Below are 24,248 nucleotides of genomic sequence, written 5' to 3'. Positions count from 1 at the left end.
GCGTTACAGAGCTATAGAAAAACAGAGGAAATTGAATGAACCCCATTCTAGCGATGCTGAAAGAAAACAATATCAGTAACGAGCAGATCAACGAGTTGTTTCAAACTCTGACCCAAAACCCGCTTGCCGCCATGGCCACACTGGCGCAACTCGGTCTTCCTCAAGACAAAATGCAAATGGTACTGGCGCAAGTGATGCAAAATCCGGCGCTGATCAAACAAGCCGTTGAAGAGCTGGGACTCGACTTCGCAAAAGTGGAAGCAGCGAAAGCCAAGCTCCAACAATAAGCCAATACCTTTTATACCCCAACAACTTGGAATTGCAGATAGACGGTGAATGAGTGAATCCTCAGATCGCTCAATCTCTGTCCATCCGTGTTTACACCTTATCGTCATAAAATCTCTTCACAATCCGACATAAAATGCGATAGATCGCACATAATTTCGTTTTATTAATGCAATCGGTGTTATACTCCGCTGCAATTCTTCACCAGCGTTATGCAACTTCGCTCGTGAACCGCAACTTGGACAGCGCATTCAACATATGGACGTGACCAACCCGCTTTACCACGAGGTCACAGACTCTTTATGGCTTTCTTCAAAAATTTAGCGATAGGCAAAAAAATCGCAGTCGCGTTTGGCGTGATTGCCTTAATCAACTTAGCTTTTGGTGGCTACCTTTATAACTCCCTTCACACCATTAAAAGCGACGTACTCAATCTGACTGACGATACCTTACCTTCGATGATGGTGGTCAACGGTATCAAGTACAACATGTCCTCTGTGCGTAGAGCGCAAATCAGCTTACTTTCCTCAACAGATAAAGCGGAAATCGCCGAAGACATCCGCTGGATGAACGATCACTACCAACAAATCGCCCAAGATCTGAGCCGTTATGAGCGCAGTATTTGGACCGATCACGAACGTAGCATCTTCATGCCAGTGAAAAACTTGTGGAACGAGTACTTACGCCAACTCGGTTCATTTAACAACGACATCCTGCAAAACGAGATGATCAAAGCGCAGCAAGATCTGCAACGCTCTCTACCTACGTTTGAAAAGTTGGAAACAGCGATTGACGAACTGCTAAAACTTAACCTCTCTTATGTCGATGACAACCGCAGTGAGCTGACCGAGCTTATTGATAAAATTAGCGAATTTTCTGTTGCAAGCATTGTTGCTCTCCTCGCCTTTATGAGTGCGGTGACGTGGCTGCTCACCAATCTTATCTGCCGCCCACTGATGCAAGTCGTCACTCAAGCGAATGCGATTGCCGAAGGTAACTTAGCACACCGCTTAGATCGCAAAACCATCGGTCACGATGAATTAGGTGAACTGGCAGATGCCTGCAGCAAAATGCAAAATAACCTGCGCCTGATGGTCGAAGAGATCATTACCAGCGCAACTCAACTGGCGCATGCGGTGGATGAAGTGAGCGCTGTGTCCGAGCAAACATCACAAGGCATGCAGATCCAGCAAGAAGAAGTGATGCAGATTGCAACAGCCATGGCCGAGATGAAATCGACCGTAGCAGAAGTCGCTCGTAATACTGAAGTCGCTTCAGATGCATCACGCGACAGCAGCCAACACGCAAACGTGGGTTCACAACAAATGCGCGCCGTCAATGACTCGATTCAACATGTGAATCAAGAGATCGGCCGCACAGAACAGCGTGTGCTGGAGCTAGAAAGCCAAGCGCAACAAATCAACATGGTGGTTGATGTGATCAGTAACATCGCGGAACAGACTAACCTACTCGCACTGAACGCAGCGATTGAAGCCGCGCGCGCTGGCGAACAAGGCCGTGGCTTTGCGGTAGTCGCCGACGAAGTACGTTCGCTGGCAGGTAAAACCCAGCAGTCCACTGGCGATATCGTTGAGATCATTCAAAACTTGCAAGCCTGCGCACAAAAAGCACGCGAAACCACCAACAACAGTCGTGAGTTGATCAACCACTGTGTAGAGCAAAGCCAAGAAACACAACAAGCAATTGAGCAAATTCGTCACCAAAGTAGCCAAATTGCGGATATGACGATTCAAATTGCCAGCGCCTGTGGTGAGCAAGATTCGGTGAGCGAAGAGCTCAGCCGTAACATTGAGCGAATCAACGAGTCAGCCAAGCAAGTCGCACAGGGCTCCTCTAGCGCTGCTCAATCTTGCGCAGAACTCAGTCAGCTAGCGAGCCAGTTGCAAGATACGGTGCAGCGTTTCCGCCTATAATCTCATCCTGTGATGAAATACAAACGGCCTGATATCAGGCCGTTTTTCATCGTACAACCATCACTCTCAAACGCTCTACTCCTGCGAGGGAATAGCGATAGGTAATATCAGCTCAACAGCATCCGAAAACTGACTTTCTTCATTATTAAGTACAGCTTGTCTCGCAGATTCAGCATTATCCGGTGCCACAGCGACAGGCGATTCAATGGTCTCCCCTAACACGACAGCAGGTGCTGGAGGCATAACGCCTTGCTCGACACATTGACACTCTTGTCCCTTTGCTTTGCGCATTTGATGGGGAGCATACCAACTTTTTAAGCCTTGCTCTAAACGCTCAGCGGCGGCTGTCGGCGTCATTTTTCCAACCAATACCGCTTGGCTCACTTCGGCAAGCTCATCACCTAACTTAGGTTGACCACGGGAAAGAATTTGGGTTGCGACCCGAATGGTTGAGTCACATTGATCGCGCCACTCCATCATTTCGCGCGCCGCAGGATTGGTGACGTCAAAGAAGTGGTTAGACAACGAGAAAAAACCCGGCAACGAATTGGTATACAACTCAGCAAATTCAGGTGTGGTTAACCATTGTAAAAAGGCCATCGCTGCTTGCGGATTTTTGCTGGCAGGATTCATCCCCATACCGATGTCGGTATGGTCAGTAAAGAAGCAACCATCTCCTTGCTTCGCGATTGGAGGAGGCATAACCCCAAAATCGACTTTATCGGTAAATGGCGCAATTTCCCATGACCCCGCCACATAAAGCGCAGCTTTGCCCGAGGTAAAGAGCTCATTACTGGTGCCATAATCCCGCAGCTCACCACCCTCACCTAAGTAGGCTCGCCAACGTGCGAGCTCTTCAAACACCTTCACATACTGTGAGTCGTCCAAATGCTCTTGGCCATTAATCAAGGCCAAACGACCATCTTCCCCTTTCCAGTAATTAGGACCGATATTTTGATAGCCCAATTCCGATGCAACCCAGCTTTCAGAACCACTCATCGATAAGGGAATATAACGTCCATCCGCTTTCACTTTATCGAGGACAGTGAAAAACTGTTCACGGGTTTGCGGCACACTAATCCCCAATTCATTGAAAATTTTCTTGTTATAGAAAAAACCATGTATCACTGAAGCCATAGGCACACAGAAGGTTTGTGCCCCCGAATCGGTTTGCCAAGGCGCTTGTGCAAAGCTCGGGAAATTTTCCATCCCTGCCATTTCGGTGAGTTCTGCTAAATGTCCGGCTTTGAAAAGTGCTAAAGAATCATCAAACGGACGGCAGGTGATTAAATCTCCCGCTTTTCCCGCTTTCAAGTTTTCCCACAATGTTGGCGTATAGCTCACATTCGGTACCGGATTAAATTTTACTTTGATGCCAGGGTTTGCAGCTTCAAATGCGGGTATGATTTTTTGCTCCCACAGCGCTTTATCATCAGCACGCCAACTTTCAATGACCAATTCGCTGGCCATTAAGTGACCAGATAGCAGGAGGCTCAGAGCTCCAATCCACTTGTTCGTCATAAGCCCTCCTAGACCTTAAAGTGTGCAATAAGTTGCTGCTGCTTAGCCGCAAGATCAGCCAAAACTTCACTGCTGTTGGCGGATTCACGCGCTTCACGCTCCGTTTCATGGGCAACTTCTGCAATCCCTGTTACGTGGTGCGCAACACTTTGACTGACCAAAATTTGCTCTTGCGCCGCATGAGCAACTTGATCGGCCATCTCTTTAATCGCTCCCATACGATCGGCGATCGATTGCAGTGCAGAATCCATTTCCCTCGTTTGATCAACACAAGCACGGGTTTGCTCTTGACTACGTCCCATCACTTCGACAACTTGCTTACTCGATTGCTGCAAGTTCTCAATCATATGTTGGATCTCTTCGGTCGAAGTTTGAGTGCGCGTAGCCAGAGCGCGAACTTCATCCGCCACTACCGCAAAACCTCGTCCGGCATCTCCGGCACGCGCGGCCTCAATCGCCGCATTGAGTGCTAACAAGTTGGTTTGCTCAGCGATACCGCGGATCACATCCAAAATACTGCCAATATTGTTACTAAACTCGCCCAGTTTATGGGTAATGCCCACGGCCGACTCCATATCACTCGCTAATTGCTCGGTAATACGACGTGTCGTGGCGACTTTTTGACGACCTTGCTTTGCTTCCGCATCCGCTCGATCCACCTCATCTTTCGCGCCATCGGTTGAACGCGCCACTTCGGTTGCACTGACTTCAAGCTCAGTAATGGCCGCCGCGACTTGGTCGGTTTGACTTTTTTGTTCTTGCACACGTGCCATGGCGCGTTCACTAATCTCAGCTGAGCGGCTCGCTTCATTCACCAGATGGCGTGAACCTGCGTTGATTTGAGACAGCAGCTCACCGGTTTTATCAGCCAAAATATCTATCGAACGGGAAAGGGCGCCAAATTCACATTGGGTTTGATATTTTATGCGTCGGGTCATGTCCCCTTTCGCCATATAAGCCAGCTCGTGATTAATTTTTTGTAGCGGTTTTTGAATACTGCGCGCCGTGGTGTAACCAATCACTAACGCAACAGCAGCGGAAATCGCCGAGACCACCATAATCCAGAAATTCGCACTGCTCACCGCAGCATCAGCCAGCACACGACTTTGATGAGCAATCGAGCCTGCATATTTCGCCATGTCATCCAGTTTCGCTAAGCTATTGGCAAGGCTGGTATCGACCTGTTGGTTTTGAATAAGCAGAGCATTTTCCAACTGCTGCGCTTTACGCATGGTTGCCAGCAAACCATTTTGACCCAAAGCGAGTTCTTGTAAGCGATTTAAATTAGCGAGGTAGCGCGTTTTTACATCGTCAGGGACGAATACACGATCTAGCCGTTTACGCGCCATTTCGATATCTTTACTGAGTACTTTTTCCAGCTCATTTAAATCCGTCTTGGCATCCGCTCGGCGGATATTTTTTAAATCGCGGGCAATTCCAGACGTTATCAGCTCAGCTTTATTACGCATCGAGCGTTGACCCGAACTCTGTTGTAACAACAGATCGGCAGCCCATTGATAGGTATCTTCGAGACGAATAAAGGCGATTTCTAATTTGCGACGCTGGACTAGCGTATTCACCCATTCGTTATGCTGAGCGAGTACTTGATCCGCGTGGCTAAAAAATTGATTGGTGGCCTGTAACACATCTTGGAACTGCTTTTGGTTCTCAGTTGAATCAGTAAACGCGTTCATTTGCTGACTCAATTGCCGAAAACGTGCTTGCTGATCTTTGAACTTGCTCGACAGTTGTGGCAGCTCAGCCGCCTCTTCGCTGGTTCGAAATTCCAGTACCCAGCGGTTGCTCTCTTGTAAGGCTTCCTTCAGGCCAGCAACCGCCATCACTAAGGGCGTGGCTCGGTCTGACACCTCTGATAATCCATCGTTAATACCGCGGATTTTCAAAGTACTAATGACACCTAATAGGATTAACAACAGGAGCATCAATACGAAGCCAGCGATAATGCGCTGCACGATAGATAAACCCATGAACCTATCCTCATGATTCAATGAAAAGATGTGTTAAACATAGACAGTTTTGTGTTTGACTGCGAATCCAATTCATCAATTTACAATATTGGTTACATATAACTACTTAACATCGCTAGAAGCGAGCTTATTAGCTGACCAATATGAATATATAATTGAATAAAAAAATTGAGACAAATACAAACCTCGTTAAGGTTAATCTTAATCCACATGATCTAAACCAAACTTTTTACATGTGCAAACGCTGTAATATATGACTATTTTATTAATAATCGACACCCACTTTGGAAGCTGCTGATGGTTTTGCACCTGCTCTGGAGACGAATTTCATTGTTGAACAAAAAAACAGCCCTGACTTCACTGACTATTTTAGTTTTGCTATGGAACTCAACACCATACGCATCAACAAAACATTTAGTTATTGCAACAACTGACAGTTGGCACCCTTATTCTTATACCAATGCAAAGGGTGAACCTATGGGGGTATTGGTTAACTTCTGGCAAGAATACGCAGAAAAAACTGGCACATCTGTTGAGTTTAAAGTGACTAACTGGCAACAGTCGCTCCATAACGTGCTCACTGGAAAAGCAGATGCTCATATTGGTATGGTACGTTCCGATAAAAGAGAGCAATCTTTTGATTTCATAGAGCCCTTTTTCAGTATTGATACCAAGTTATATTTTAATCGTGCATTGTTGGAGCAAATTTCAGTCAAAGACTTCCTTGAGGGTTTTCACCAACACCCAGTCGGCGTGTTATATGGCGGCTATCAACAAGATTATATGCAAAGCCATTATCCATACGTAAAGCTCGCGACTTATACTAACAACCAGCAGATGATGGAAGAAGCTTTAGCAGGCAGGCTAAAAGCGTTTGTCGCCGATACCCAAGTCACCAACTATTTTCTTAATTTAGGAAACAAACCGGGCAAGATATTACCTGTTCAACACCTCTATACTGGAGTGTTATATCCGGCAATAGCCAAAGGCAGCCCTCACTTTCAAGAGTTAGCGCAAGGTTTTGCGCTTTTTAATCAGGAAGATAAGTCTCGCATTTTAAACCGCTGGATGCATCACAGCGTTGAGACCGTTTATCCACGCTTTTTGATTCCAAGCCTAGTCGCTTTCGTTTTGATTGTCCTTTCCTCTTATATCATTATCCTAAAAAGAAGTGTCGCAGAACAAACTAAGCAACTTCGCGAAATGAATGGTCAGCTCATTACACTGTCCAACACCGATAGTCTGACCAATATTCATAATCGTCGATACTTTATGATGCAACTGAATAATATCCAAAAGACGCAATGCGGTATCACCCTAATCATCTTTGATCTTGATAATTTTAAGTCGATTAATGACAACTTTGGGCATGACTTGGGAGATCAAGTGATCCAATTTGTTGCTCGTCAAGCCAAAGAATTGATCTCAAACGACCAAACGATCGCACGTATCGGAGGTGAAGAGTTTGCGGTTATTGCCTGCTATCCAACGGTTGAGGCGGCAGAAAACTTAGCTCAGACATTAGTTACTAATATTCGTGAACAAAGTCGAACAGCTTTCCCACAATTAGGCTGGGTAACGGTAAGTCTTGGGCTTGCCTATTACCCTAAACCAAAAGAAAACTACGATTTAGTTTCAGCAGATAATGCGCTATATCAAGCCAAAAACGCGGGTAAAGATCGGGTTGTATGCATCATTGATAAAAACTAAATCAGCACTATTTGGGCTCTGAATAGGCCAAGAAATCAACTTCACAGGAAGACGTTCTCTCTCATTTAGAGGTGTCTGCTGTCTGAACCAACTTGAACCCTAGGCACGCTCTGTCTACAATGGCGCACTTTTATCGAGTCAGGTCACATACAATGAACGACACTACAGAAAAACCCACCCTACCCGATCGCTTATCCGGTAATTCACGCAGCCCATTCTTTATCAAAGAGTGCTTTGAGCACCAAATCGGTATCCGTTTTAACGGTAAAGAGCGTACCGATGTAGAAGAGTACTGCATCAGCGAAGGCTGGATTAAAATTCCATCACCAAAAGCGAAAGATCGCTACGGCAACCCTATGCTGATCCAATTGAAAGGCACGGTTGAAGCTTATTACGTGTAAGTATTCACTTTCGTACAAAGGCATATTTTTATTGCTTGAGTCGTAAAAAAACCGCCTCTAGAAATAGAAAAAAGGCGGTTTTTTATTTTCGTTCGCCTATCGCTGACGACGCGCTTCAATCGCAGCAGCCAGCTGGCGAAGTACTGTTTCGGTGTCTTCCCAGCCAATACACGCATCCGTGATGGACTGACCGTAAGTCAGGTTACAACCTGGGGTCAGATCCTGACGTCCCTCAACGAGATGCGATTCAATCATCACCCCGAAGATAGCATGCTCGCCTTGCGCAATCTGCGCCGCAACATCTTCCGCCACTACCATTTGACGTTTGAACTGCTTAGAACTGTTCGCGTGACTGAAATCAATCATCACTTTTTGTGGTAAGCCAGCCACTTCCAGCTCTTGTTTGATATTGCTCACGTGCGCCGCGCTGTAGTTGGGTTCTTTACCGCCACGCAGAATAATGTGGCAATCTGGGTTACCTGCGGTTTCGACAATCGCCGAGTGACCAAACTTGGTAACAGACAAGAAGTGGTGAGAAGCACCAGCAGAGCGAATCGCATCAGACGCGATTTTAATGTTGCCATCGGTACCGTTTTTGAAACCTACAGGGCAAGACAACCCCGAAGCCAATTCACGATGCACTTGTGATTCAGTGGTGCGTGCTCCGATCGCGCCCCAACTGATCAAATCCGCCACATACTGCGGCGTGATCATATCGAGAAACTCACTCGCGGTCGGCATCCCCATATCGGTCAGATCCAGCAGCAATTTACGCCCCATGCGTAGGCCATCATTGATCTCATAAGTGTCATTGAGATACGGATCGTTGATCAGACCTTTCCAACCCACTGTGGTACGTGGCTTCTCAAAATATACGCGCATCACGATTTCTAACTGACCACTGAGCTCATCACGCAGTGCTTTTAAGCGCTGACCATATTCAATCGCCGCTTTCGGGTCATGAATAGAGCATGGACCAATCACCACCAACAAGCGATCGTCTTTATCTTGCAGCATGTTATGAATCGCTTCGCGCGCTTGAAACGTCGTGGACGACGCCATTTCGGTCGCTGGGAATTTCTCTAACACCGCGACTGGTGGCAGTAGCTCTTTAATCTTCTTAATTTTTACATCATCAGTTTGAAACATCGTTACTTCTTCCTTTACTTTCTGGTTACCTTGCCAGTCAACGGCTCCAGCCTTGGTAATCACTGCACCTGTCGTTTCTTCGGGTAACTTATCGGCACTTGAAAAATATCTCAAGCACTATTTTTAAATAAAGGCAAGATTCCACTTTTCTTTACAGGAAAAACAAGATGTAAATAATAAATTACACCCTATTGAGTAAGCCTTAGCCACTCAAGAAACGGCTCAGTAAAACCGAATCAATTAATGCATTGTGAGTTTTATGTTGCTAAGGTAGGGCAATAAGAATCACAAAGATAACAAGATGAAAGTGATAGAGTTTCACCAAGTCAGCAAATGGTACGGTCAATTTCAAGCGCTCAAATCGATTTCTCTTACGGTCAATAAAGGAGAGATTGTGGTGATTTGTGGTCCTTCCGGCTCCGGAAAATCAACCCTAATCCACACCGTAAATGGCTTAGAAAGTATTGATAGCGGTGACATTACCGTTTTGCCCGAATTGGATGAACGTACACGACGCAGCGGTAAGATCGGCATGGTGTTTCAGCATTTCAACCTGTTTCCACATCTAACCGTATTGGAAAATCTCACCCTCGCGCCCATCCGCACGCTCAAGCTCTCTGCGCAAGAAGCCAAGGAGCGTGCTTATCATTTTCTGCAACGGGTGAAGATCACCGATCAAGCACATAAGTACCCGATTCAACTCTCTGGCGGCCAGCAGCAACGGGTAGCGATTGCTCGCTCTCTCTGTATGCAGCCGGAAATTTTGTTGTTTGATGAACCTACGTCCGCGCTCGATCCTGAAACCATTAACGAGGTACTCGAAGTCATGGTCGACCTCGCGCAAGATGGCATTACCATGATGTGCGTGACTCATGAAATGGGCTTTGCGCGTAAAGTCGCGCACCGCGTGATGTTTATGGATCAAGGGGAAATTCTCGAAGTGGGTTCACCCGAACAGTTGTTCCAAAACCCAACGCATCCACGTACCCAACAATTTCTCAATCAGATCCTGAGCCATTGATGATAAAACGCTTTTTCCGCCCACTGCTGTTTGCCGCCCTGCAAATGATCTTGGTGTTTGCCGGATTGGTCTGGCTACTCGATTCCGGCGCAGAGGCTATGGGCTATACATGGCAGTGGCACCGCGTGCCTGAGTATGTGCTGATTTTTGAAGATGGGCAGTGGTGGGCGGGCGATTTACTGCACGGCCTGTTGGTCACATTGCAGCTGACAGGGATCAGTTTGATTTTCACTTTGGCTTTGGGTTTAACCACCGCTTTGCTGCGTCAGTCACACTCACTGGTCGGGCGCGCTTTAGGCACCGGATACATAGCGGTAGTGCGCAACACGCCGCTTTTGGTGCAAATTTACCTCCTCTACTTTGTGTTTGGTCCTGTGATTGGGCTCGACCGTTTTGCCACCGCAGTGCTTGCCCTTGCGCTGTTTCAAGGCGCGTATACCGCAGAGGTATTTCGCGGCGGGTTAAACAGCATTGCGCAAGGCCAGTATGAAGCGGCACGCTCGCTCGGCTTATCGCGCTTTTTTACCTTTTACGATGTGATCCTGCCGCAACTTCTGCAACGTACACTACCTCCACTGACCAATGAAATGGTGTCGCTGATTAAAAACTCGTCTATTGTCAGTGTGATGGCGATTTTTGATCTCACCACTCAGGGGCGAAATATCGTTTCGGAAACCGCGATGCCGTTTGAGATCTGGTTCAGCGTCGCGGCGATCTATCTGTTGTTAACCCTGACTCTATCAGCGTTATCAGCTTGGCTAGAACATAAACTGGGCGCGCAGTGGCGCTCACCATAACGCGAAAAAATGCGCTAAATAAAAAGGGAACTCTTATGCAATTATTCGGACAACGTTTAGGTCGATTCAGCGTCAAAACCTTACTTACGGGCTTGTTGGGGCTGGCTTTCACTTTGCCAGCAGTGGCGAGCGACACACCCAATCTTGATGCGATTAAAGAGCGCGGCACGCTGCGCGTGGGTATGTCGACCTTTGTGCCTTGGGCGATGCGCGATAAGCAGGGTGAGCTGATTGGCTTTGAGATTGATGTTGCTAAACGCTTAGCCGCCGACTCAGGTTGGCAAGTGGAATTTGTGCCGACCGCATGGGATGGCATTATTCCCGCGCTACTAGCCAAAAAATTTGATGTGATCATCGGCGGAATGTCGGTCACGCCTGAGCGTTCCAAAAGTGTGCTGTTTACTGCGCCCTACTCACACTCTGGTGTGCAACTCGCTGCCAATAAAAAGCTCGCTGAAGGCTTTGCTAAGCTCGAAGATTTTAACAAGCGCGATGTAAAAATCGCCGCTCGCCGAGGTGCTTTTACCGTACAAGTGGCGCGTGAAACCTTCCCGAAAGCCAGCGTGCTGCAATTTGATGACGATGCCCAAGCCTTCCAAGAAGTGATCAACGGCAACGCGCATGCGGTGATTGCTTCAAGCCCAAAACCCGAGCATGAAAGCATCAAACACAGTGATTCATTGTTTCTTCCTTTCAGTGAGCGTTTAAGTAAAGGCAATGAAGCGTTTGCAGTGCGTTTAGGGGAAGAAGATAAGAAAGCCTATTTTGATCAATGGATTGCGGACCGCACTGCTGATGGCTGGCTGCAAGCGCGTTACGAATACTGGTTCTCCACTTTAGATTGGCAGGATCAGATCGCCTCAGGCCAGTAAATTCAGGTCAGTAAATGAATAACTATGGCGCAAAATCCTCCTCGGGCTATCGTTTTACTTTGCTGGATGGCGGATTACTGCTCGCAATCGCCAGCCTCATCGGCTGGCTCTATTACCGTTCGGAAGTAGGCATTCACTATCAGTGGCATTGGCGTGAAGCGTGGACGCTAATTTTCACGCCGCGTGCCGATGGCAGCTTACCCTACTTCGTACAAGGCTTAGGCGCAACGTTACGTTTAAGCTTATGGGGCATGGTACTGGCTTTAGTGTTAGGGTCATTGATCGGCATCGCGCGCAGCCAAAAGGCGTGGTTTGTGCGTTTACCCGCTAACGCATTTGTGCAGCTAGTACGCAATATTCCACCACTGGTGTTTGTGTTTATCTTCTATTTTTTCATCTCCAATCAACTCATCCCGCTACTGGGTTTGGATGAGCTACTGCGCTACCACACAGCGGAAGTTCACCCGCTGATCACTTGGCTGTTCGGCCCTGCTCGTTTGTGGGAAAACTTGTTGTCCGGCGTGTTGTGTATCGGGCTGCTCTCTTCTGCTTACATTGCGGAAATCGTGCGTGCTGGGCTCGCCAACATCCCGCAGGGACAATGGGAAGCTGCGGATTCACTTGGCTTGCCAACGTGGGTCAAATACCGCTATGTGATTGCCCCACAAGTACTGACCGCTATTACCCCAGCGCTGGCAGGGCAGACGATATCCCTCATCAAAGATACGTCGATCATCTCACTGATTTCGATTCAAGAACTGACCTTTGTCGGCAGTGAGATCGCCAACTCATCTGGACTAATTTTTGAGATCTGGCTGATTGTCGGCGCAGCCTATCTGGTGCTTTGCTTATCCCTGTCTATGCTGTTTAAACAAGTAGAGAAGCGCAGCTTACGCCATTTAAGCCGTTGAACGATGAAAGACGGTGTCGAAGCAAAGCCAGTTTAGCGATTGCTTCGATATTTTTGAGAATAAATATCAATTAGACTCAAACTATTTGGAGTTGCAGGTAGGCGGCAAGAGAGTGACAAATTTGTCTGGAACAAATTTGCACAGCCATCGGCTGGCCTTTGGTGAGAGCCAAGGATGGCTCTCATAATCCCCATGAGCATAGATAAACTATGTGATTGGGGTGAACGAACGTAGCCAACACCGCTGCAGCTTCAAGTAGGAAGGGTATAGACTGAATTATCAAAACCTCAATAGATAAAGGTGACCCCATGAATTCACAAGTCACACACTGGTTGGCCAGAGATCCGGATCCTAAAACTCGTCAAGAACTGCAACAGTTGATCGATACTCAACAAGACGCGCAGATTGCCGAGCGCTTTCAATCACGCCTTGAATTTGGTACTGCGGGTTTGCGTGGCAAAGTCGGCTGTGGCCCGAACCGAATGAACCGTTTAGTGATCCAAGAAACGGCGGCGGGTCTGGGGCATTACTTGATTGCTCAATTACCCGATGCCAAAAACCGCGGCGTAGTGATTGGTTACGATGGCCGCCCAGATTCAAAGCAGTTTGCTCACGATACCGCAAGCGTGCTGACTTCACTCGGCATCAAAACCTATTTGACCTACCAAGTCGCGGCGACCCCTATCGTGGCTTTCGGTGTACGCCATTTCAACGCGGCCGCTGCGGTGGTGGTGACCGCAAGCCACAACCCACCGGAATACAACGGCTTTAAAGTGTATTGGGAAAACGGCGCGCAAATTATTCCACCGCATGATGCAGGTATTGCGGCTTGTATTGACCAAGCGGCACAGCAAGCTATTCCTTACCTCGCACTTGAACAAGCTGAGCAACAAGGACTGCTGCATTGGCTGCGTGATGAGTATTACCAAACTTATCGTAAAACGATTGGTGCAAGCCCACTGTTGCAGCATCACACTAAGCCGCAAGCGCTGAGCTTGGCTTACACCGCGATGCATGGCGTAGGTGCCAATATGGCAGAAACCTTACTTGCCGATGCTGGTTTTACTCACGTCAGCAGCGTGAAGGAACAGCGCGAGCCGGATGGCACTTTCCCAACCGTCAACTTCCCGAACCCTGAAGAAGCGGGCGCGATGGATATGGTGATGGCACTGGCCAAAAAAGTCGGCGCTCAGCTTGCTTGTGCTAATGATCCCGATGCGGATCGCTTTGCAGTTGCCGCGCGTAAAGCCGATGGCGAATATCAAATGCTGACCGGCGATCAAGTCGGATCTCTGTTTGGTCACTATCTGCTCTCGCAAACCGATGCTCGTCGCCAGCTGGTCGGCAACACTATCGTCTCTTCCAGCCTGCTCAGCAAAATCGCCGCAGCTCATGGCGCGCGTTATTACCAAACCCTCACTGGTTTTAAATGGTTGACCAACGTGGCGATGCAAGAGCAAACCGAGCAGCACCAATTCCTGTTCGCTTATGAAGAAGCCTTGGGATACACCATTGGTAGCACAGTGTGGGATAAGGATGGCTTGTCTGCTCTGGTTGCGTTTGCTCAACTGGCGGCAGAGCTTAATGCACAAGGCAAAACGGTATGGGATCAGCTTGAAGCCCTGTATCGCCAGCATGGCCTGCACGTGAATGCACAGCGCAGCATTGCGCTGGATCCGAACTCGCCACCGGTGGGTGATAAATTGCGTGCCACGCCACCAAAGGACATTGCAGGACGTAAAGTGCTCATCGTGGAAGATTTTAAACTGGCACGCCGCACTTTTGCCGATGGCAAAACCGAAACGATTACCCTGCCAACCAGTGATGTGCTCATTTACCATCTGGACGGTGGCGCTCGCGTGATTGTGCGTCCATCGGGTACTGAACCTAAGCTCAAGTGCTACTACGAGGTAGTGACGCCGTTTGCGGCTGGGGAAGATTTTGTGAGCGCGCAAGAGCGGGCCGATGAGCAGATGTCGCTGCTGATTGCAGAGCATCAAACCAGCTTGTAACACTCAAAAAATAAGATAATCCATAATGCGAAGGAGAGGCCAAAACCTCTCCTTTTTGACAACAACGCAGTGCTATTACCTAGCGGCTTAACGCTGCAAGGCTAAAAGTTAAAGGGTATATTTCGTAGCTAAATTACAAAACGAACAATAATTAAAATAAGGTATAGGATGCGAACGCAAAGAACAGGCATCAAATGTGACAAAAATCACCATCAGACTTATTTTCCGTCTATTGGCAACTCACAATTGTGAACAAGGTCGCTATTTTATTTTTATTTAAAATAACAAAATTGAGATATTGAGCATTAAAAATCAATTGACAAAATAAATAAGCAGAATTTGTATTAAATTTACATAACGAAAATTTGAAATTGATCACTAAAAAGTTGGAATATAACTAACATTTTAGCTACAAAGATCACAAAAAACCCGTTGGTGATTCCATTCGAAATTTGTGTGGTAGAGTGATTGTGTACTAAGCAATCAACGGTTTTTGCCGAACCGTTACTACGATTAAATTCAAACGGAACATCCAACGGGGGACGCGATGATATCATCAGACGCTAAGGTCAAGATACAAAATTTTGGCCGTTTCTTATCAAACATGGTTATGCCGAATATCGGCGCTTTTATTGCGTGGGGCTTTATTACTGCGCTTTTTATTCCAACAGGCTGGGTACCCAATGAGACGTTAGCCTCTTTGGTTGGGCCTATGATTACCTACTTATTGCCACTGTTGATCGGTTATACCGGCGGTAAACTGGCAGGTGGCGAGCGCGGTGCGGTAGTGGGTGCCATCACCACGATGGGCGTGATTGTCGGTACCGACATTCCCATGTTCATGGGCGCGATGATCGTCGGTCCTATGGGTGGCTGGGCAATTAAAGCGTTCGATAAAAAAATCGATGGTAAAGTGCGCAGTGGCTTTGAAATGTTGGTCAACAATTTTTCTGCCGGCATTATCGGTATGCTATGTGCCATCATCGCTTTCTTCCTGATCGGCCCATTTGTGAAAGTGCTGTCAGGCGCATTAGCGGCTGGAGTTAACTTCCTCGTGACCGCTCACCTACTCCCTCTGACGTCCATTTTTGTTGAGCCAGCCAAAATTTTGTTCCTCAACAACGCGATTAACCACGGTATTTTCTCGCCACTGGGTATCCAACAAGCCAGTGAAACAGGTCAATCTATTTTCTTCTTAATTGAGGCCAACCCAGGTCCTGGCCTTGGTATTTTGCTGGCGTACATGGTGTTTGGTAAGGGGACAGCTCGCCAAACCGCGGGTGGCGCGACCATCATTCACTTCTTTGGTGGTATCCACGAAATCTATTTCCCTTACATCCTAATGAATCCACGCCTGATTTTGGCGGCGATTGCGGGCGGTATGACCGGTGTGTTTACGCTCACCGTATTTAATGCAGGTCTGGTATCTCCAGCATCTCCGGGCTCTATTTTCGCGGTACTGCTGATGACTAATAAGGGCTCAATCTTAGGTGTAGTGTGTTCCATCTTTGCAGCGGCAGCGGTTTCTTTTACCGTCGCAGCGCTACTGATGAAAGCACAAACTTCAACCGAGCAAGATGGCGATAAAGACGCGTTGGTGAAAGCCACCTCGAAAATGCAAGAGATGAAAGCGGGTTCAAAAGGTCAAGCGGCACCGACGGCGACCCAAAGCAAAAAAATCGACATGGCGAATGTACAAAGCATTATTGTCGCTTGTGATGCGGGTATGGGCTCTAGTGCCATGGGTGCCAGCATGCTACGTAAAAAAATTCAGGAAGTCGGTTTGCCCGTTACAGTAACGAATATGGCCATCAACTCACTCCCTGCTCATGTGGATATGGTGATCACCCACCAAGATTTGACAGACCGTGCACGTAAACATGCACCGAATGCCGAGCATATTTCACTCAATAATTTCCTAGATAGCGCGTTGTACAACCAGTTAGTGACTCAACTTCTGGCCGCAAAGCGCCAAGCGGCCAACGATAGTCAGCTGATCAAAGCTTCGATTTTGGCCGCTAACGATGACCGCTATGAAGTACAGCAGCAAAGCGTATTCCAACTGCAAAAAGAGAACATTCACCTTGGCCTGAACGCCAAAAATAAAGAAGAGGCGATTCGCTTCGCGGGTAACAAATTAGTTGAACTGGGTTACGTCCACCCAGAGTATGTCGATGCCATGTTCGAACGTGAAAAGCTCGTTTCGACCTACCTTGGTGAATCTATTGCCGTACCACACGGTACTGTGGATGCCAAAGATCGCGTGATCAAAACCGGCATCGTGATTTGCCAATATCCACAAGGCGTAGCCTTTAGCGAAGACAGCGGCGATGTCGCCAAACTCGTAATTGGTATCGCTGCCAAAAATGACGAACATATTCAAGTCATTACCACCATTACCAATGCCCTCGATGATCCAAATGCTATCGATAAACTCACCTCCACCAAGGATGTGAGTGATGTACTGAGCATTTTGGCCACCAGCCAAGCGGCATAACCTTTTTGCTCCTGAGGCAAAACGAGGTCAGCGACGCCCCCTATGTGGCTGACCTCACCTCAGGCAGTGAGAGGAACATTCAACATTGAGGTAGGTAAAGATGAAAAAGAATGCAGTTCATTTTGGTGCTGGCAACATTGGCCGTGGTTTTATTGGCAAACTTCTGGCGGATGCGGACATTGCCGTCACCTTCGCCGATGTCAACGAGCCTCTCGTGGATCAACTGAGTCATCAACAAGAATACAAAGTCAAAGTGGTCGGTAGCGAATGCAAAATGGAAACCGTTAGCCACATCACCGCCGTCAACAGTGCTAGTGAAGCCTTGATCGAGCGGATTATCAAAACCGATTTAGTCACTACGGCGGTTGGGCCAACAGTGCTGGATATCATTGCCAAAACCATCGCCAAGGGTTTGAGCGCTCGCTTTGCTGCGGGTAATACGCAACCGCTCAATATCATCGCCTGTGAAAATATGGTGCGCGGTACGACTCACCTTAAGCAGCAGGTGTATCAATTCCTCACTACCGAGGAACAACAACAAGCTGATGCTTTAGTGGGCTTTGTGGATTCCGCGGTCGATCGCATTGTGCCGCCGCTGCAAGCGGCCAACGATGACCCGCTGGAAGTGACCGTAGAAAGCTTCAGCGAATGGATTGTGGATGAGCAGCAGTTTAAAGGCGAGATCCCACAGATTGAGGGAATGGAAAAAACGAACAATCTGATGGCGTTTGTCGAGCGCAAACTGTTTACCCTCAACACAGGTCACTGTATTACCGCTTACTTGGGTTGTTTGAAAGGTCACCGCACCATCCGTGAAGCGATTGAAGATCCGAGCATTCATGCACAGGTGAAACAAGCAATGCAGGAGAGCGGTGAAGTGCTGATCCGCCGCTATGGTTTTGATCGCGCGCTGCACAGCGCCTACATCGAGAAAATCCTAAGCCGCTTTGCCAATCCTTATCTGGTGGATGAAGTGGATCGCGTTGGGCGCCAACCGCTGAGAAAACTTGGCACAAATGATAGATTAATCAAGCCGTTACTCGGTACAATTGAGTACGGCTTACCAAACAGCATGTTATTGAAAGGGATTGCCGCAGCGCTGAAATATCGTAATGACAGTGATCCCCAAGCCATCGAATTACAACAAAGTATTGAAAAAGAAGGCGTTCGCTCTACACTTGCTCGCTACACAGGGTTAACCGCCGACAGTATTGAAGCACAGCAAATTGAAGCGCTTTATCAACAAATAGATTGAATATTCAGCATGATGAAAGATGAACCGCTTGTTTAATTAGCCGTTGGGCGACTTAGCTTGCACAACATGTCTTTCTCAATGCTTACAATGTCGAGAGCAAAAACTCGCTCTCGACTTAACTCAACAACAGATCAGTTTATGGCAGATAAAATTAACGAATCCGACATTCTGGAGCGATTGAATCAAACCCATACGGTACGAGGATTCTTCATTACAACGGTTGATGTGCTAACCGAAGCCATTGATGCACTGATGCAACGTATTTTTCGTAAAGACAATTTCGCGGTGAAATCTGTCGTGGAACCACTATTGCACGATACAGGACCGCTTGGAGATCTCACCGTTCGTCTGAAACTTTTATTTGGTTTGGGCGTGATCCCAGATGAGGTTTTTCACGATATTGAACAGATCATCAAACTGCGTAATCAGCTCAATCATGATGCCACCGAGTACCAATTCACCGACCCGCAAATTCTCGCGCCCATCAAGGCACTCAATCTGGTCAAAAAAATGGGCATGTTGCATTTAAACGTCTTGGAGCCAGACGACGATATTGACCTCAGCTTTTACCACCTGCAATTGCAACGCCAACAACAAGTGATCAAATCTGGTCTCTCTCTGGCCATCATTCAAATCTGTAATGCACTCAACAAAGACAGCCCGTTTTAACGTTTAGGTGCACGCCGATTTCGCGTGATCTCCGCTCAACTTCCACATCCATTTTTCATCTTGTCTGTGTATCGTGTTAGCCTGAGACTCATTTCTGATGACAGATGAGTGAAGCATGAAAGTCGCCATGATTGGTTTAGGGGATATCGCACAGAAAGCTTATCTTCCCGTATTGGCTCAATGGCCAGATATTGAATTGGTGCTCTGCACCCGAAATCCGAAAGTATTGGGGACTCTAGCGACGCGTTACCGAGTCAGCGCGACGTGCACCGACTACCGTGATGTGTTGCAGTATGGTGTGGATGCAGTGATGATCCATGCGGCGACCGATGTACACAGCACACTTGCGGCGTTTTTTCTGCATCTAGGGATCCCAACTTTTGTCGATAAACCACTCGCCGCGAGCGCGCAAGAGTGTGAAAACTTGTATGAGTTAGCGGAGAAACATCACCAACCACTTTATGTCGGGTTTAACCGACGTCATATCCCGCTCTACAACCAACATTTGTCCGAGCTGGCTCAACAAGAGTGTGGGGCGCTGCGTTCACTGCGTTGGGAAAAACATCGCCATGCCCTGCCCGGCGATATTCGCACCTTTGTGTTCGATGATTTCATTCATCCTCTAGATAGCGTCAACCTTTCGCGTCAGTGCAATTTAGATGACCTCCATCTCACCTATCACATGAGTGAAGGACTCCTCGCGCGCCTTGATGTTCAATGGCAAACAGGCAATACCTTATTGCACGCTTCGATGAACCGTCAGTTTGGCATCACCACTGAACAGGTGACCGCGAGCTATGACAATGTGGCTTATCAGTTTGATTCCTTTACCCAAGGCAAAATGTGGCGAGATAACCAAGAAAGTCGAGTGGCCTTAAAAGATTGGACACCGATGCTCGCCAGTAAAGGCTTTGACGCTATGGTGCAAGATTGGTTGCAAGTTGCAGCAGCAGGCAAACTACCCACTCATATCATTGAACGTAACTTAGCCAGTCACCAACTGGCTGAAGCGATTTGCCAGCAGATCACTCAACAGGTAACCAAGGGCTAAACGTTGTCCCCACCAACGTTGTCCCCACCATAGAGAGAAGCGCTACGGTGGGGGCTTTGTCATTCGTCAGTATGCTTGTGATGTCGAGATCACGGGGGACTTACCAGCTTTTTTCGCCCATGTTCACTTCAGCGCTAAGCTGTAAGCTACCGTCATCCGGTAAGACCGGATACTGCGCACGCATTTTCTCAATCACTTGTGAAGAGTGCGTCGAGCTATCCAAAGCTTGTTCAAATTTCACCAAATACTCTTTCGTGAAAGAGATGGCTTGCGTACCTTGTGGGATTTCATGACCATAATGACCAGGGATCACCTGTTTGGGTTTGAGTTCAAGCATGCGATCTAAGGTTTCTACCCATTCCATACGTGCTTGCTTGGTTTGGCTATCCGCAGTCCAAACATGCATATCACTCATTACTGCGACACCACCCAAAATCGTTTTCTCTGCAGGCAACCACAGATAGGCTTGCGGATGATTGAGCTGTTTGATCTCAATTTTGCCGCCATTGAGCACAAACTCAGTACGATTATCGACTTTAGGTACAATCACTTTTTGCGGCGCATTTTCAGCGAGGATGGGTCCCCAATACTCGATTTTGGCGTCTTTAGTCGCTTCAATGTGTTTGACCACACTTTCACTGGCTAGAACCGGAACGTTTGGAAAGGCTTCCACCAGAGGTTGTAGGCCAAAATAGTAATCCGGATCGCCCGCGCTGATGTAAATAGCGGTGAGTTCTTTGCCTGATTGCTTGATCATGTCGACCAGCTTAGCACCATCATTCACGCCAAATTGAGCATCAACGAGAATGGCTTGTTTCTCGTCACTGATGAGGGTTGAGCTGACGGGGAAAATGCCATGTTCACCTGGGTTATACGTTTGCAGTTCTAAAGCCGCTAAGCTTGAAAACGCGGGTAATAGCAGGGCTGAAGTCAAAAGGGTACGAGTAAGTTTCATGCTGGGGTCTCCGTGGTGCATCAATAGAGCTACAGCTTATTGTGCTTTAAGCTGAACAAATAGATCGAAACAAGAACATCACTGATTCAAATCAGTTAACTAATTGCGCAGGATTGCCTAAAGCCTCACAGTTCTTGGTCGTTCTTGCTGACTGACATTGAGCCCCCTCCTCGTCTTATGCTTGAATGGAGCGCAGACACAGAGGAATTTCAGTATGGCCGACAAACTTTCCACCTCCGCCTTGGCAAAAAAGCGCCAGCAAGATGCCAAACAGCTGTTTCAGGATTTGAAAACCGCCGGTTACATCCATCGCCATGATGAGCAGTGGATATTGACCGATCTCGGCACTAAATTTGGGGGAGAATATGCCCAGCACCCTAAGTATGGGCGTTTTATTGTCTGGCCGGAAAACTTACTGATCGACTTACATGCCACCTCAGGCCAAACGCTCACCGCCACGCAAGTCGGGGAATACTTCAAATTAAACCCAAAGAAAATGAATCAGTTATTCAGTGAATTAGGCTGGATAGCGCGCAGCGAGTCGGGTTGGCACGCCACCGAGAGCGGCCTACGTGCCGGAGCGCAGCAGCGTGAAGAGAAAAGCTCAGGTAATGGGTTTGTGGTTTGGCATGAAGCCATACTGCGTAACCGCCACTTACGCCAATCCGTGGTGGAATTTCTCGGCCAAGAAGCACAATCTCACGCGACCGATAAATCTTATTCCAGCTTTCGCCAGAAGTTTGCTGCCAAACACCGTACTTTGGATGGGCACTATGTGCGTTCAACAGGTGAATTGCTGATTGATAACTGGCTGTATCTGGCTGGCGTGGTACACGCTTACCAGCGTCCACTGCCAATTGAAGAAGAAGTGACCAGTGATTTTTATCTGCCAAGCGGCAAGGTCTATTTGCAATTTTGGGGAACAGATGAAGGTGACATAGCCCCGAGTGAGCAACAAAAAACCCGCGCACTTTATCAAGCACACGGGTTAGCACTGATTGAGATCCAATCTCATGAGATCACGCAACTGGATGACATTTTGCCCGCAAAATTGCGTGAGTTCGGTATTAAAGCGTATTAACGAGCGCGATAACGCGCACGCGCGGCCTCTTCAATTGGCACCACAGTTTTACCAATCGGCGCCAATGAGATTACCGCCAGTTTTAAATGCTGCAGGGCAAACGGAATGCCGATGATGGTGATAAAACAGGCCACCGCAGACAAAATATGTCCCACCGCCAACCAAAAACCGGCCAAAATAAACCAAATGATATTGCCCAAAACGCCAAAACCGCTGGTACCAATGTCGGTTTGGTCAGTTAATTCATCACGAGAAATGGCTTCATAACCAAACGGCCAGAATGAGAAATTGCCGATCACAAAACAAGCGCGTCCCCACGGAATGCCAATGATGCTAATAAACGCCAGTACCCCGACTAACCACCAAGCCAATCCCATCACTATACCGCCACATAAAAACCAAATAATGTTGCCTAGTGTTCTTAACATTACCTTACCTCACGTTGTTGACGGTGTTTCATGCGCCTAACGCTAATGCGGCGACCATGAACAGAAAATGAATGATCAGAAAAATCCATGCCACACCGCAGTCGTACCACTTACCAAACAGAGCGCCAGCGCCGCAAAGCGAATTTTTTCTTTCGGCAATGAGTGAGTGGTTTTACGTGCCAACGCGTAGCCTAACCAAGCCGCAGGAATAAGCGGTAAAGTCAGCAGCACATGGTGCCATGTTAAAAACCCCGTCGGCCACTGCACCATCAAAGAGATGATCGAGCTAAACACAAAGAAGGCAGACAAATTACCGCGCAATTGATTGGCTTCTTGATGCTGCAGCAGGAGCGCCATAGGAGGACCGCCGATACCACTGCTGGTACCAAATACGCCAGAGAAAAAACCCGCAATCCCCATTCGAGTAGGGTTTGGTTCAATACGCAGCGGCAGCAAACTTACCGCTACCGCAAACAGCACCAACAAGCCAAGCCACAAAGCCAACGCCTGCGTGGAAATCCACATCAGCAGCAAACCACCCACAATTGACCCCGGAATGCGTCCAATTAAGGCCATTTTTAAGCCGCCAATCGAAATACTCTCGCGATGTTTCATCGCATTGAGCAGCGAAATAAACAGCGCAACTAAGCAGATTGGTGATGGCACATAGTCCGGCGAAATAAGAAACAGCAGCGGTGATGCAACGACCGCGAGCCCAAAGCCGATCGCGGTCTGCACAAAGGAACCCATGAAAACCAATAGCATGGCAATCCACGCACTCGCGCCTAAATACTCCATTTCGTTCCCTTTGTACTGCGATGTATCGAATGACACAGACGGTATCAGTTCAGCAATATTTCGCAATAGAAACGTTTCGCCCGAACGGGCTTATCAGAAATTTAGACTCACTCACCAATAAAAACGACCAGCGGCCGCTTGCAAAGGCGACCGCTTATCTTAATGGCATCCATATAGCAAAACTCAGAAAGATGCCGCGCACCTTCCTGAGTTATCCAATGATTAAACCGCTTGTGTGGATTAGTACGCCACACCAATGCGTTGGCGAGGATGCTCTGCGTATTCCAGCTCATCAATCAGCGCGGCCGCATAATCTGCCACCGAAATACGGCTGTTGCCTTCGCTGTCGGTCAGCAGTTGATCGCCACCCACACGGTATTGGCCTTGTTTGTCGCCAGGGAAAATTTCGGCCGCAGGGCTTACGAAAGTCCAGTTCACATCGCTGTTGCTTGCGCGGAAAACTTCCAACGCTTCGCCTTGTGCTAGAGCTTCACCTTTGTACTCTTCTGGGAAACCCGGAACGGTGACTAATTTCACGCCCGGAGCCACTTCCAAAGAACCCGCACCACCAACCCACAATAAGCGATTAACGCCAGCTTCAGGAAGTTCAGCAAGTAAACGTTGTGCCGTTTTCGCAACCATATCGTGATTGCCTACTGCACGACCACCGACCGATGCAATAACAGCATCTACACCGTGTACAGCGCGGTTCAGATCACTTTTTGGATTTAGACTATCCCACTGATGCACTGTAACACCCTGCATTGTCACTTTAGCAGGATCACGAACGACAGCGACGACTTCATGTCCACGCATTTTGGCTTCTGCCACTAACTGACTACCGATCCAACCAGATGCACCTAGAATTGCTACTTTCATTTTATCTTCCTCTCGAATTTATTCGGATAAGTTC

General features: G+C 47.8%; 20 protein-coding genes and 1 pseudogene. 14 read left to right on the top strand and 7 right to left on the bottom strand.

Going from position 1 to position 24,248, the window contains the following annotated elements:
- Window positions 1–35: 35 nt before the first annotated feature.
- Together R4537_RS00375 and R4537_RS00370 are read left to right on the top strand one after the other, a co-directional pair.
- A complete protein-coding gene (locus tag R4537_RS00375) occupies window positions 36–287 on the top strand; it encodes a DUF2999 family protein (RefSeq protein WP_001068179.1) in 252 nt (83 codons plus the stop codon).
- Window positions 288–587: 300 nt separating this feature from the next.
- On the top strand, window positions 588–2,219 hold the full coding sequence (locus R4537_RS00370; protein WP_071178948.1) for a methyl-accepting chemotaxis protein: 1,632 nt from the start codon (window positions 588–590) through the stop codon (window positions 2,217–2,219).
- A gap of 252 nt (window positions 2,220–2,471) precedes the next feature.
- Here R4537_RS00370 and R4537_RS00365 read toward each other — a convergent pair.
- Window positions 2,472–3,740: pseudogene (locus R4537_RS00365) on the bottom strand (ABC transporter substrate-binding protein); the annotation flags it as partial.
- Between the two features lie 8 nt (window positions 3,741–3,748).
- The gene (locus R4537_RS00360) at window positions 3,749–5,728 is read right to left on the bottom strand and encodes a HAMP domain-containing methyl-accepting chemotaxis protein (RefSeq protein ID WP_000524452.1); all 1,980 of its coding nucleotides are present in this window, start codon (window positions 5,726–5,728) and stop codon (window positions 3,749–3,751) included.
- Between the two features lie 297 nt (window positions 5,729–6,025).
- Between R4537_RS00360 and R4537_RS00355 the strand changes: the two genes are divergently transcribed.
- Together R4537_RS00355 and R4537_RS00350 are read left to right on the top strand one after the other, a co-directional pair.
- Window positions 6,026–7,438, top strand: coding sequence for a transporter substrate-binding domain-containing diguanylate cyclase (locus tag R4537_RS00355; protein ID WP_235859116.1), 1,413 nt, complete (start codon window positions 6,026–6,028; stop codon window positions 7,436–7,438).
- Window positions 7,439–7,590: 152 nt separating this feature from the next.
- Entirely contained in the window at window positions 7,591–7,839 is a 249-nt protein-coding gene (locus tag R4537_RS00350; protein WP_071178945.1) for a DUF3297 family protein, read from the top strand.
- Window positions 7,840–7,935: 96 nt separating this feature from the next.
- Here the strand turns inward: R4537_RS00350 and aroG are convergent, their stop codons facing one another.
- Entirely contained in the window at window positions 7,936–8,988 is a 1,053-nt protein-coding gene (aroG, locus tag R4537_RS00345) for a 3-deoxy-7-phosphoheptulonate synthase AroG (protein ID WP_000487852.1), read from the bottom strand.
- Window positions 8,989–9,295: 307 nt separating this feature from the next.
- Here aroG and R4537_RS00340 point away from each other — a divergent pair, with 307 nt between their 5' ends.
- The 9 genes from R4537_RS00340 (at window position 9,296) to R4537_RS00300 (ending at window position 20,073) form a co-directional block, all read left to right on the top strand.
- Window positions 9,296–10,009, top strand: a complete 714-nt coding sequence (locus R4537_RS00340; protein WP_175463856.1) for an amino acid ABC transporter ATP-binding protein — start codon at window positions 9,296–9,298, stop codon at window positions 10,007–10,009.
- A complete protein-coding gene (locus tag R4537_RS00335; RefSeq protein WP_000595715.1) occupies window positions 10,009–10,806 on the top strand; it encodes an amino acid ABC transporter permease in 798 nt (265 codons plus the stop codon). Before R4537_RS00340 ends, R4537_RS00335 begins: the two co-directional genes overlap by 1 nt.
- A gap of 35 nt (window positions 10,807–10,841) precedes the next feature.
- The gene (locus tag R4537_RS00330) at window positions 10,842–11,678 is read left to right on the top strand and encodes a transporter substrate-binding domain-containing protein (protein WP_055044002.1); all 837 of its coding nucleotides are present in this window, start codon (window positions 10,842–10,844) and stop codon (window positions 11,676–11,678) included.
- A gap of 14 nt (window positions 11,679–11,692) precedes the next feature.
- A complete protein-coding gene (locus R4537_RS00325; protein ID WP_071178943.1) occupies window positions 11,693–12,589 on the top strand; it encodes an amino acid ABC transporter permease in 897 nt (298 codons plus the stop codon).
- 308 nt (window positions 12,590–12,897) lie between these two features.
- On the top strand, window positions 12,898–14,601 hold the full coding sequence (locus R4537_RS00320; RefSeq protein WP_071178942.1) for a phospho-sugar mutase: 1,704 nt from the start codon (window positions 12,898–12,900) through the stop codon (window positions 14,599–14,601).
- Between the two features lie 547 nt (window positions 14,602–15,148).
- Complete coding sequence (locus R4537_RS00315; RefSeq protein WP_071178941.1) at window positions 15,149–17,098, top strand: PTS mannitol transporter subunit IICBA; 1,950 nt, start codon at window positions 15,149–15,151, stop codon at window positions 17,096–17,098.
- A gap of 100 nt (window positions 17,099–17,198) precedes the next feature.
- Entirely contained in the window at window positions 17,199–18,353 is a 1,155-nt protein-coding gene (locus R4537_RS00310; protein ID WP_071178940.1) for a mannitol-1-phosphate 5-dehydrogenase, read from the top strand.
- A gap of 138 nt (window positions 18,354–18,491) precedes the next feature.
- The gene (locus R4537_RS00305; RefSeq protein WP_071178939.1) at window positions 18,492–19,022 is read left to right on the top strand and encodes an MltR family transcriptional regulator; all 531 of its coding nucleotides are present in this window, start codon (window positions 18,492–18,494) and stop codon (window positions 19,020–19,022) included.
- A gap of 115 nt (window positions 19,023–19,137) precedes the next feature.
- Window positions 19,138–20,073, top strand: coding sequence for a Gfo/Idh/MocA family protein (locus tag R4537_RS00300; RefSeq protein WP_071178938.1), 936 nt, complete (start codon window positions 19,138–19,140; stop codon window positions 20,071–20,073).
- Between the two features lie 100 nt (window positions 20,074–20,173).
- Here R4537_RS00300 and R4537_RS00295 read toward each other — a convergent pair whose 3' ends face one another.
- Complete coding sequence (locus R4537_RS00295; protein ID WP_000779374.1) at window positions 20,174–21,028, bottom strand: Vmh family MBL fold metallo-hydrolase; 855 nt, start codon at window positions 21,026–21,028, stop codon at window positions 20,174–20,176.
- Window positions 21,029–21,242: 214 nt separating this feature from the next.
- Here R4537_RS00295 and R4537_RS00290 point away from each other — a divergent pair, with 214 nt between their 5' ends.
- Window positions 21,243–22,109: a hypothetical protein gene (locus R4537_RS00290; protein ID WP_000764037.1), complete on the top strand. Its 867-nt coding sequence runs from the start codon at window positions 21,243–21,245 to the stop codon at window positions 22,107–22,109.
- On the opposite strand, the gene R4537_RS00285 is transcribed toward R4537_RS00290, so the two are convergent.
- From R4537_RS00285 to R4537_RS00275, 3 genes are all read right to left on the bottom strand, one after another.
- On the bottom strand, window positions 22,106–22,537 hold the full coding sequence (locus R4537_RS00285; protein WP_000946561.1) for a YccF domain-containing protein: 432 nt from the start codon (window positions 22,535–22,537) through the stop codon (window positions 22,106–22,108). The two genes, R4537_RS00290 and R4537_RS00285, sit on opposite strands and share 4 nt — an antisense overlap.
- Before the next feature lie 75 nt (window positions 22,538–22,612).
- Window positions 22,613–23,335, bottom strand: a complete 723-nt coding sequence (locus R4537_RS00280; protein WP_071178937.1) for a sulfite exporter TauE/SafE family protein — start codon at window positions 23,333–23,335, stop codon at window positions 22,613–22,615.
- 240 nt (window positions 23,336–23,575) lie between these two features.
- Window positions 23,576–24,214 carry an NAD(P)-dependent oxidoreductase gene (locus tag R4537_RS00275; RefSeq protein WP_071178936.1) on the bottom strand — a complete coding sequence of 213 codons (639 nt, stop codon included), beginning with the start codon at window positions 24,212–24,214 and terminating at the stop codon, window positions 23,576–23,578.
- Between the last annotated feature and the right edge of the window lie 34 nt (window positions 24,215–24,248).

Source organism: Vibrio paracholerae (genome assembly GCF_037672085.1).
GTDB lineage: Bacteria > Pseudomonadota > Gammaproteobacteria > Enterobacterales > Vibrionaceae > Vibrio > Vibrio cholerae.
Note: the sequence above shows the minus strand (reverse complement) of the source record. Positions and strands in the feature narration are given on the sequence as shown.

What these genes read in the sequence shown, in the direction of transcription:
- R4537_RS00375 (WP_001068179.1), top strand. Translation starts at nt 36, where the DNA reads ATGAACCCCATTCTAGCGATGCTGAAAGAAAACAATATCAGTAACGAG.
- R4537_RS00370 (WP_071178948.1), top strand. Translation starts at nt 588, where the DNA reads ATGGCTTTCTTCAAAAATTTAGCGATAGGCAAAAAAATCGCAGTCGCG.
- R4537_RS00360 (WP_000524452.1), bottom strand. Translation starts at nt 5,728, where the DNA reads ATGGGTTTATCTATCGTGCAGCGCATTATCGCTGGCTTCGTATTGATG.
- R4537_RS00355 (WP_235859116.1), top strand. Translation starts at nt 6,026, where the DNA reads ATGGTTTTGCACCTGCTCTGGAGACGAATTTCATTGTTGAACAAAAAA.
- R4537_RS00350 (WP_071178945.1), top strand. Translation starts at nt 7,591, where the DNA reads ATGAACGACACTACAGAAAAACCCACCCTACCCGATCGCTTATCCGGT.
- aroG (WP_000487852.1), bottom strand. Translation starts at nt 8,988, where the DNA reads ATGTTTCAAACTGATGATGTAAAAATTAAGAAGATTAAAGAGCTACTG.
- R4537_RS00335 (WP_000595715.1), top strand. Translation starts at nt 10,009, where the DNA reads ATGATAAAACGCTTTTTCCGCCCACTGCTGTTTGCCGCCCTGCAAATG.
- R4537_RS00330 (WP_055044002.1), top strand. Translation starts at nt 10,842, where the DNA reads ATGCAATTATTCGGACAACGTTTAGGTCGATTCAGCGTCAAAACCTTA.
- R4537_RS00325 (WP_071178943.1), top strand. Translation starts at nt 11,693, where the DNA reads ATGAATAACTATGGCGCAAAATCCTCCTCGGGCTATCGTTTTACTTTG.
- R4537_RS00320 (WP_071178942.1), top strand. Translation starts at nt 12,898, where the DNA reads ATGAATTCACAAGTCACACACTGGTTGGCCAGAGATCCGGATCCTAAA.
- R4537_RS00315 (WP_071178941.1), top strand. Translation starts at nt 15,149, where the DNA reads ATGATATCATCAGACGCTAAGGTCAAGATACAAAATTTTGGCCGTTTC.
- R4537_RS00310 (WP_071178940.1), top strand. Translation starts at nt 17,199, where the DNA reads ATGAAAAAGAATGCAGTTCATTTTGGTGCTGGCAACATTGGCCGTGGT.
- R4537_RS00305 (WP_071178939.1), top strand. Translation starts at nt 18,492, where the DNA reads ATGGCAGATAAAATTAACGAATCCGACATTCTGGAGCGATTGAATCAA.
- R4537_RS00300 (WP_071178938.1), top strand. Translation starts at nt 19,138, where the DNA reads ATGAAAGTCGCCATGATTGGTTTAGGGGATATCGCACAGAAAGCTTAT.
- R4537_RS00295 (WP_000779374.1), bottom strand. Translation starts at nt 21,028, where the DNA reads ATGAAACTTACTCGTACCCTTTTGACTTCAGCCCTGCTATTACCCGCG.
- R4537_RS00290 (WP_000764037.1), top strand. Translation starts at nt 21,243, where the DNA reads ATGGCCGACAAACTTTCCACCTCCGCCTTGGCAAAAAAGCGCCAGCAA.
- R4537_RS00285 (WP_000946561.1), bottom strand. Translation starts at nt 22,537, where the DNA reads ATGTTAAGAACACTAGGCAACATTATTTGGTTTTTATGTGGCGGTATA.
- R4537_RS00280 (WP_071178937.1), bottom strand. Translation starts at nt 23,335, where the DNA reads ATGGAGTATTTAGGCGCGAGTGCGTGGATTGCCATGCTATTGGTTTTC.
- R4537_RS00275 (WP_071178936.1), bottom strand. Translation starts at nt 24,214, where the DNA reads ATGAAAGTAGCAATTCTAGGTGCATCTGGTTGGATCGGTAGTCAGTTA.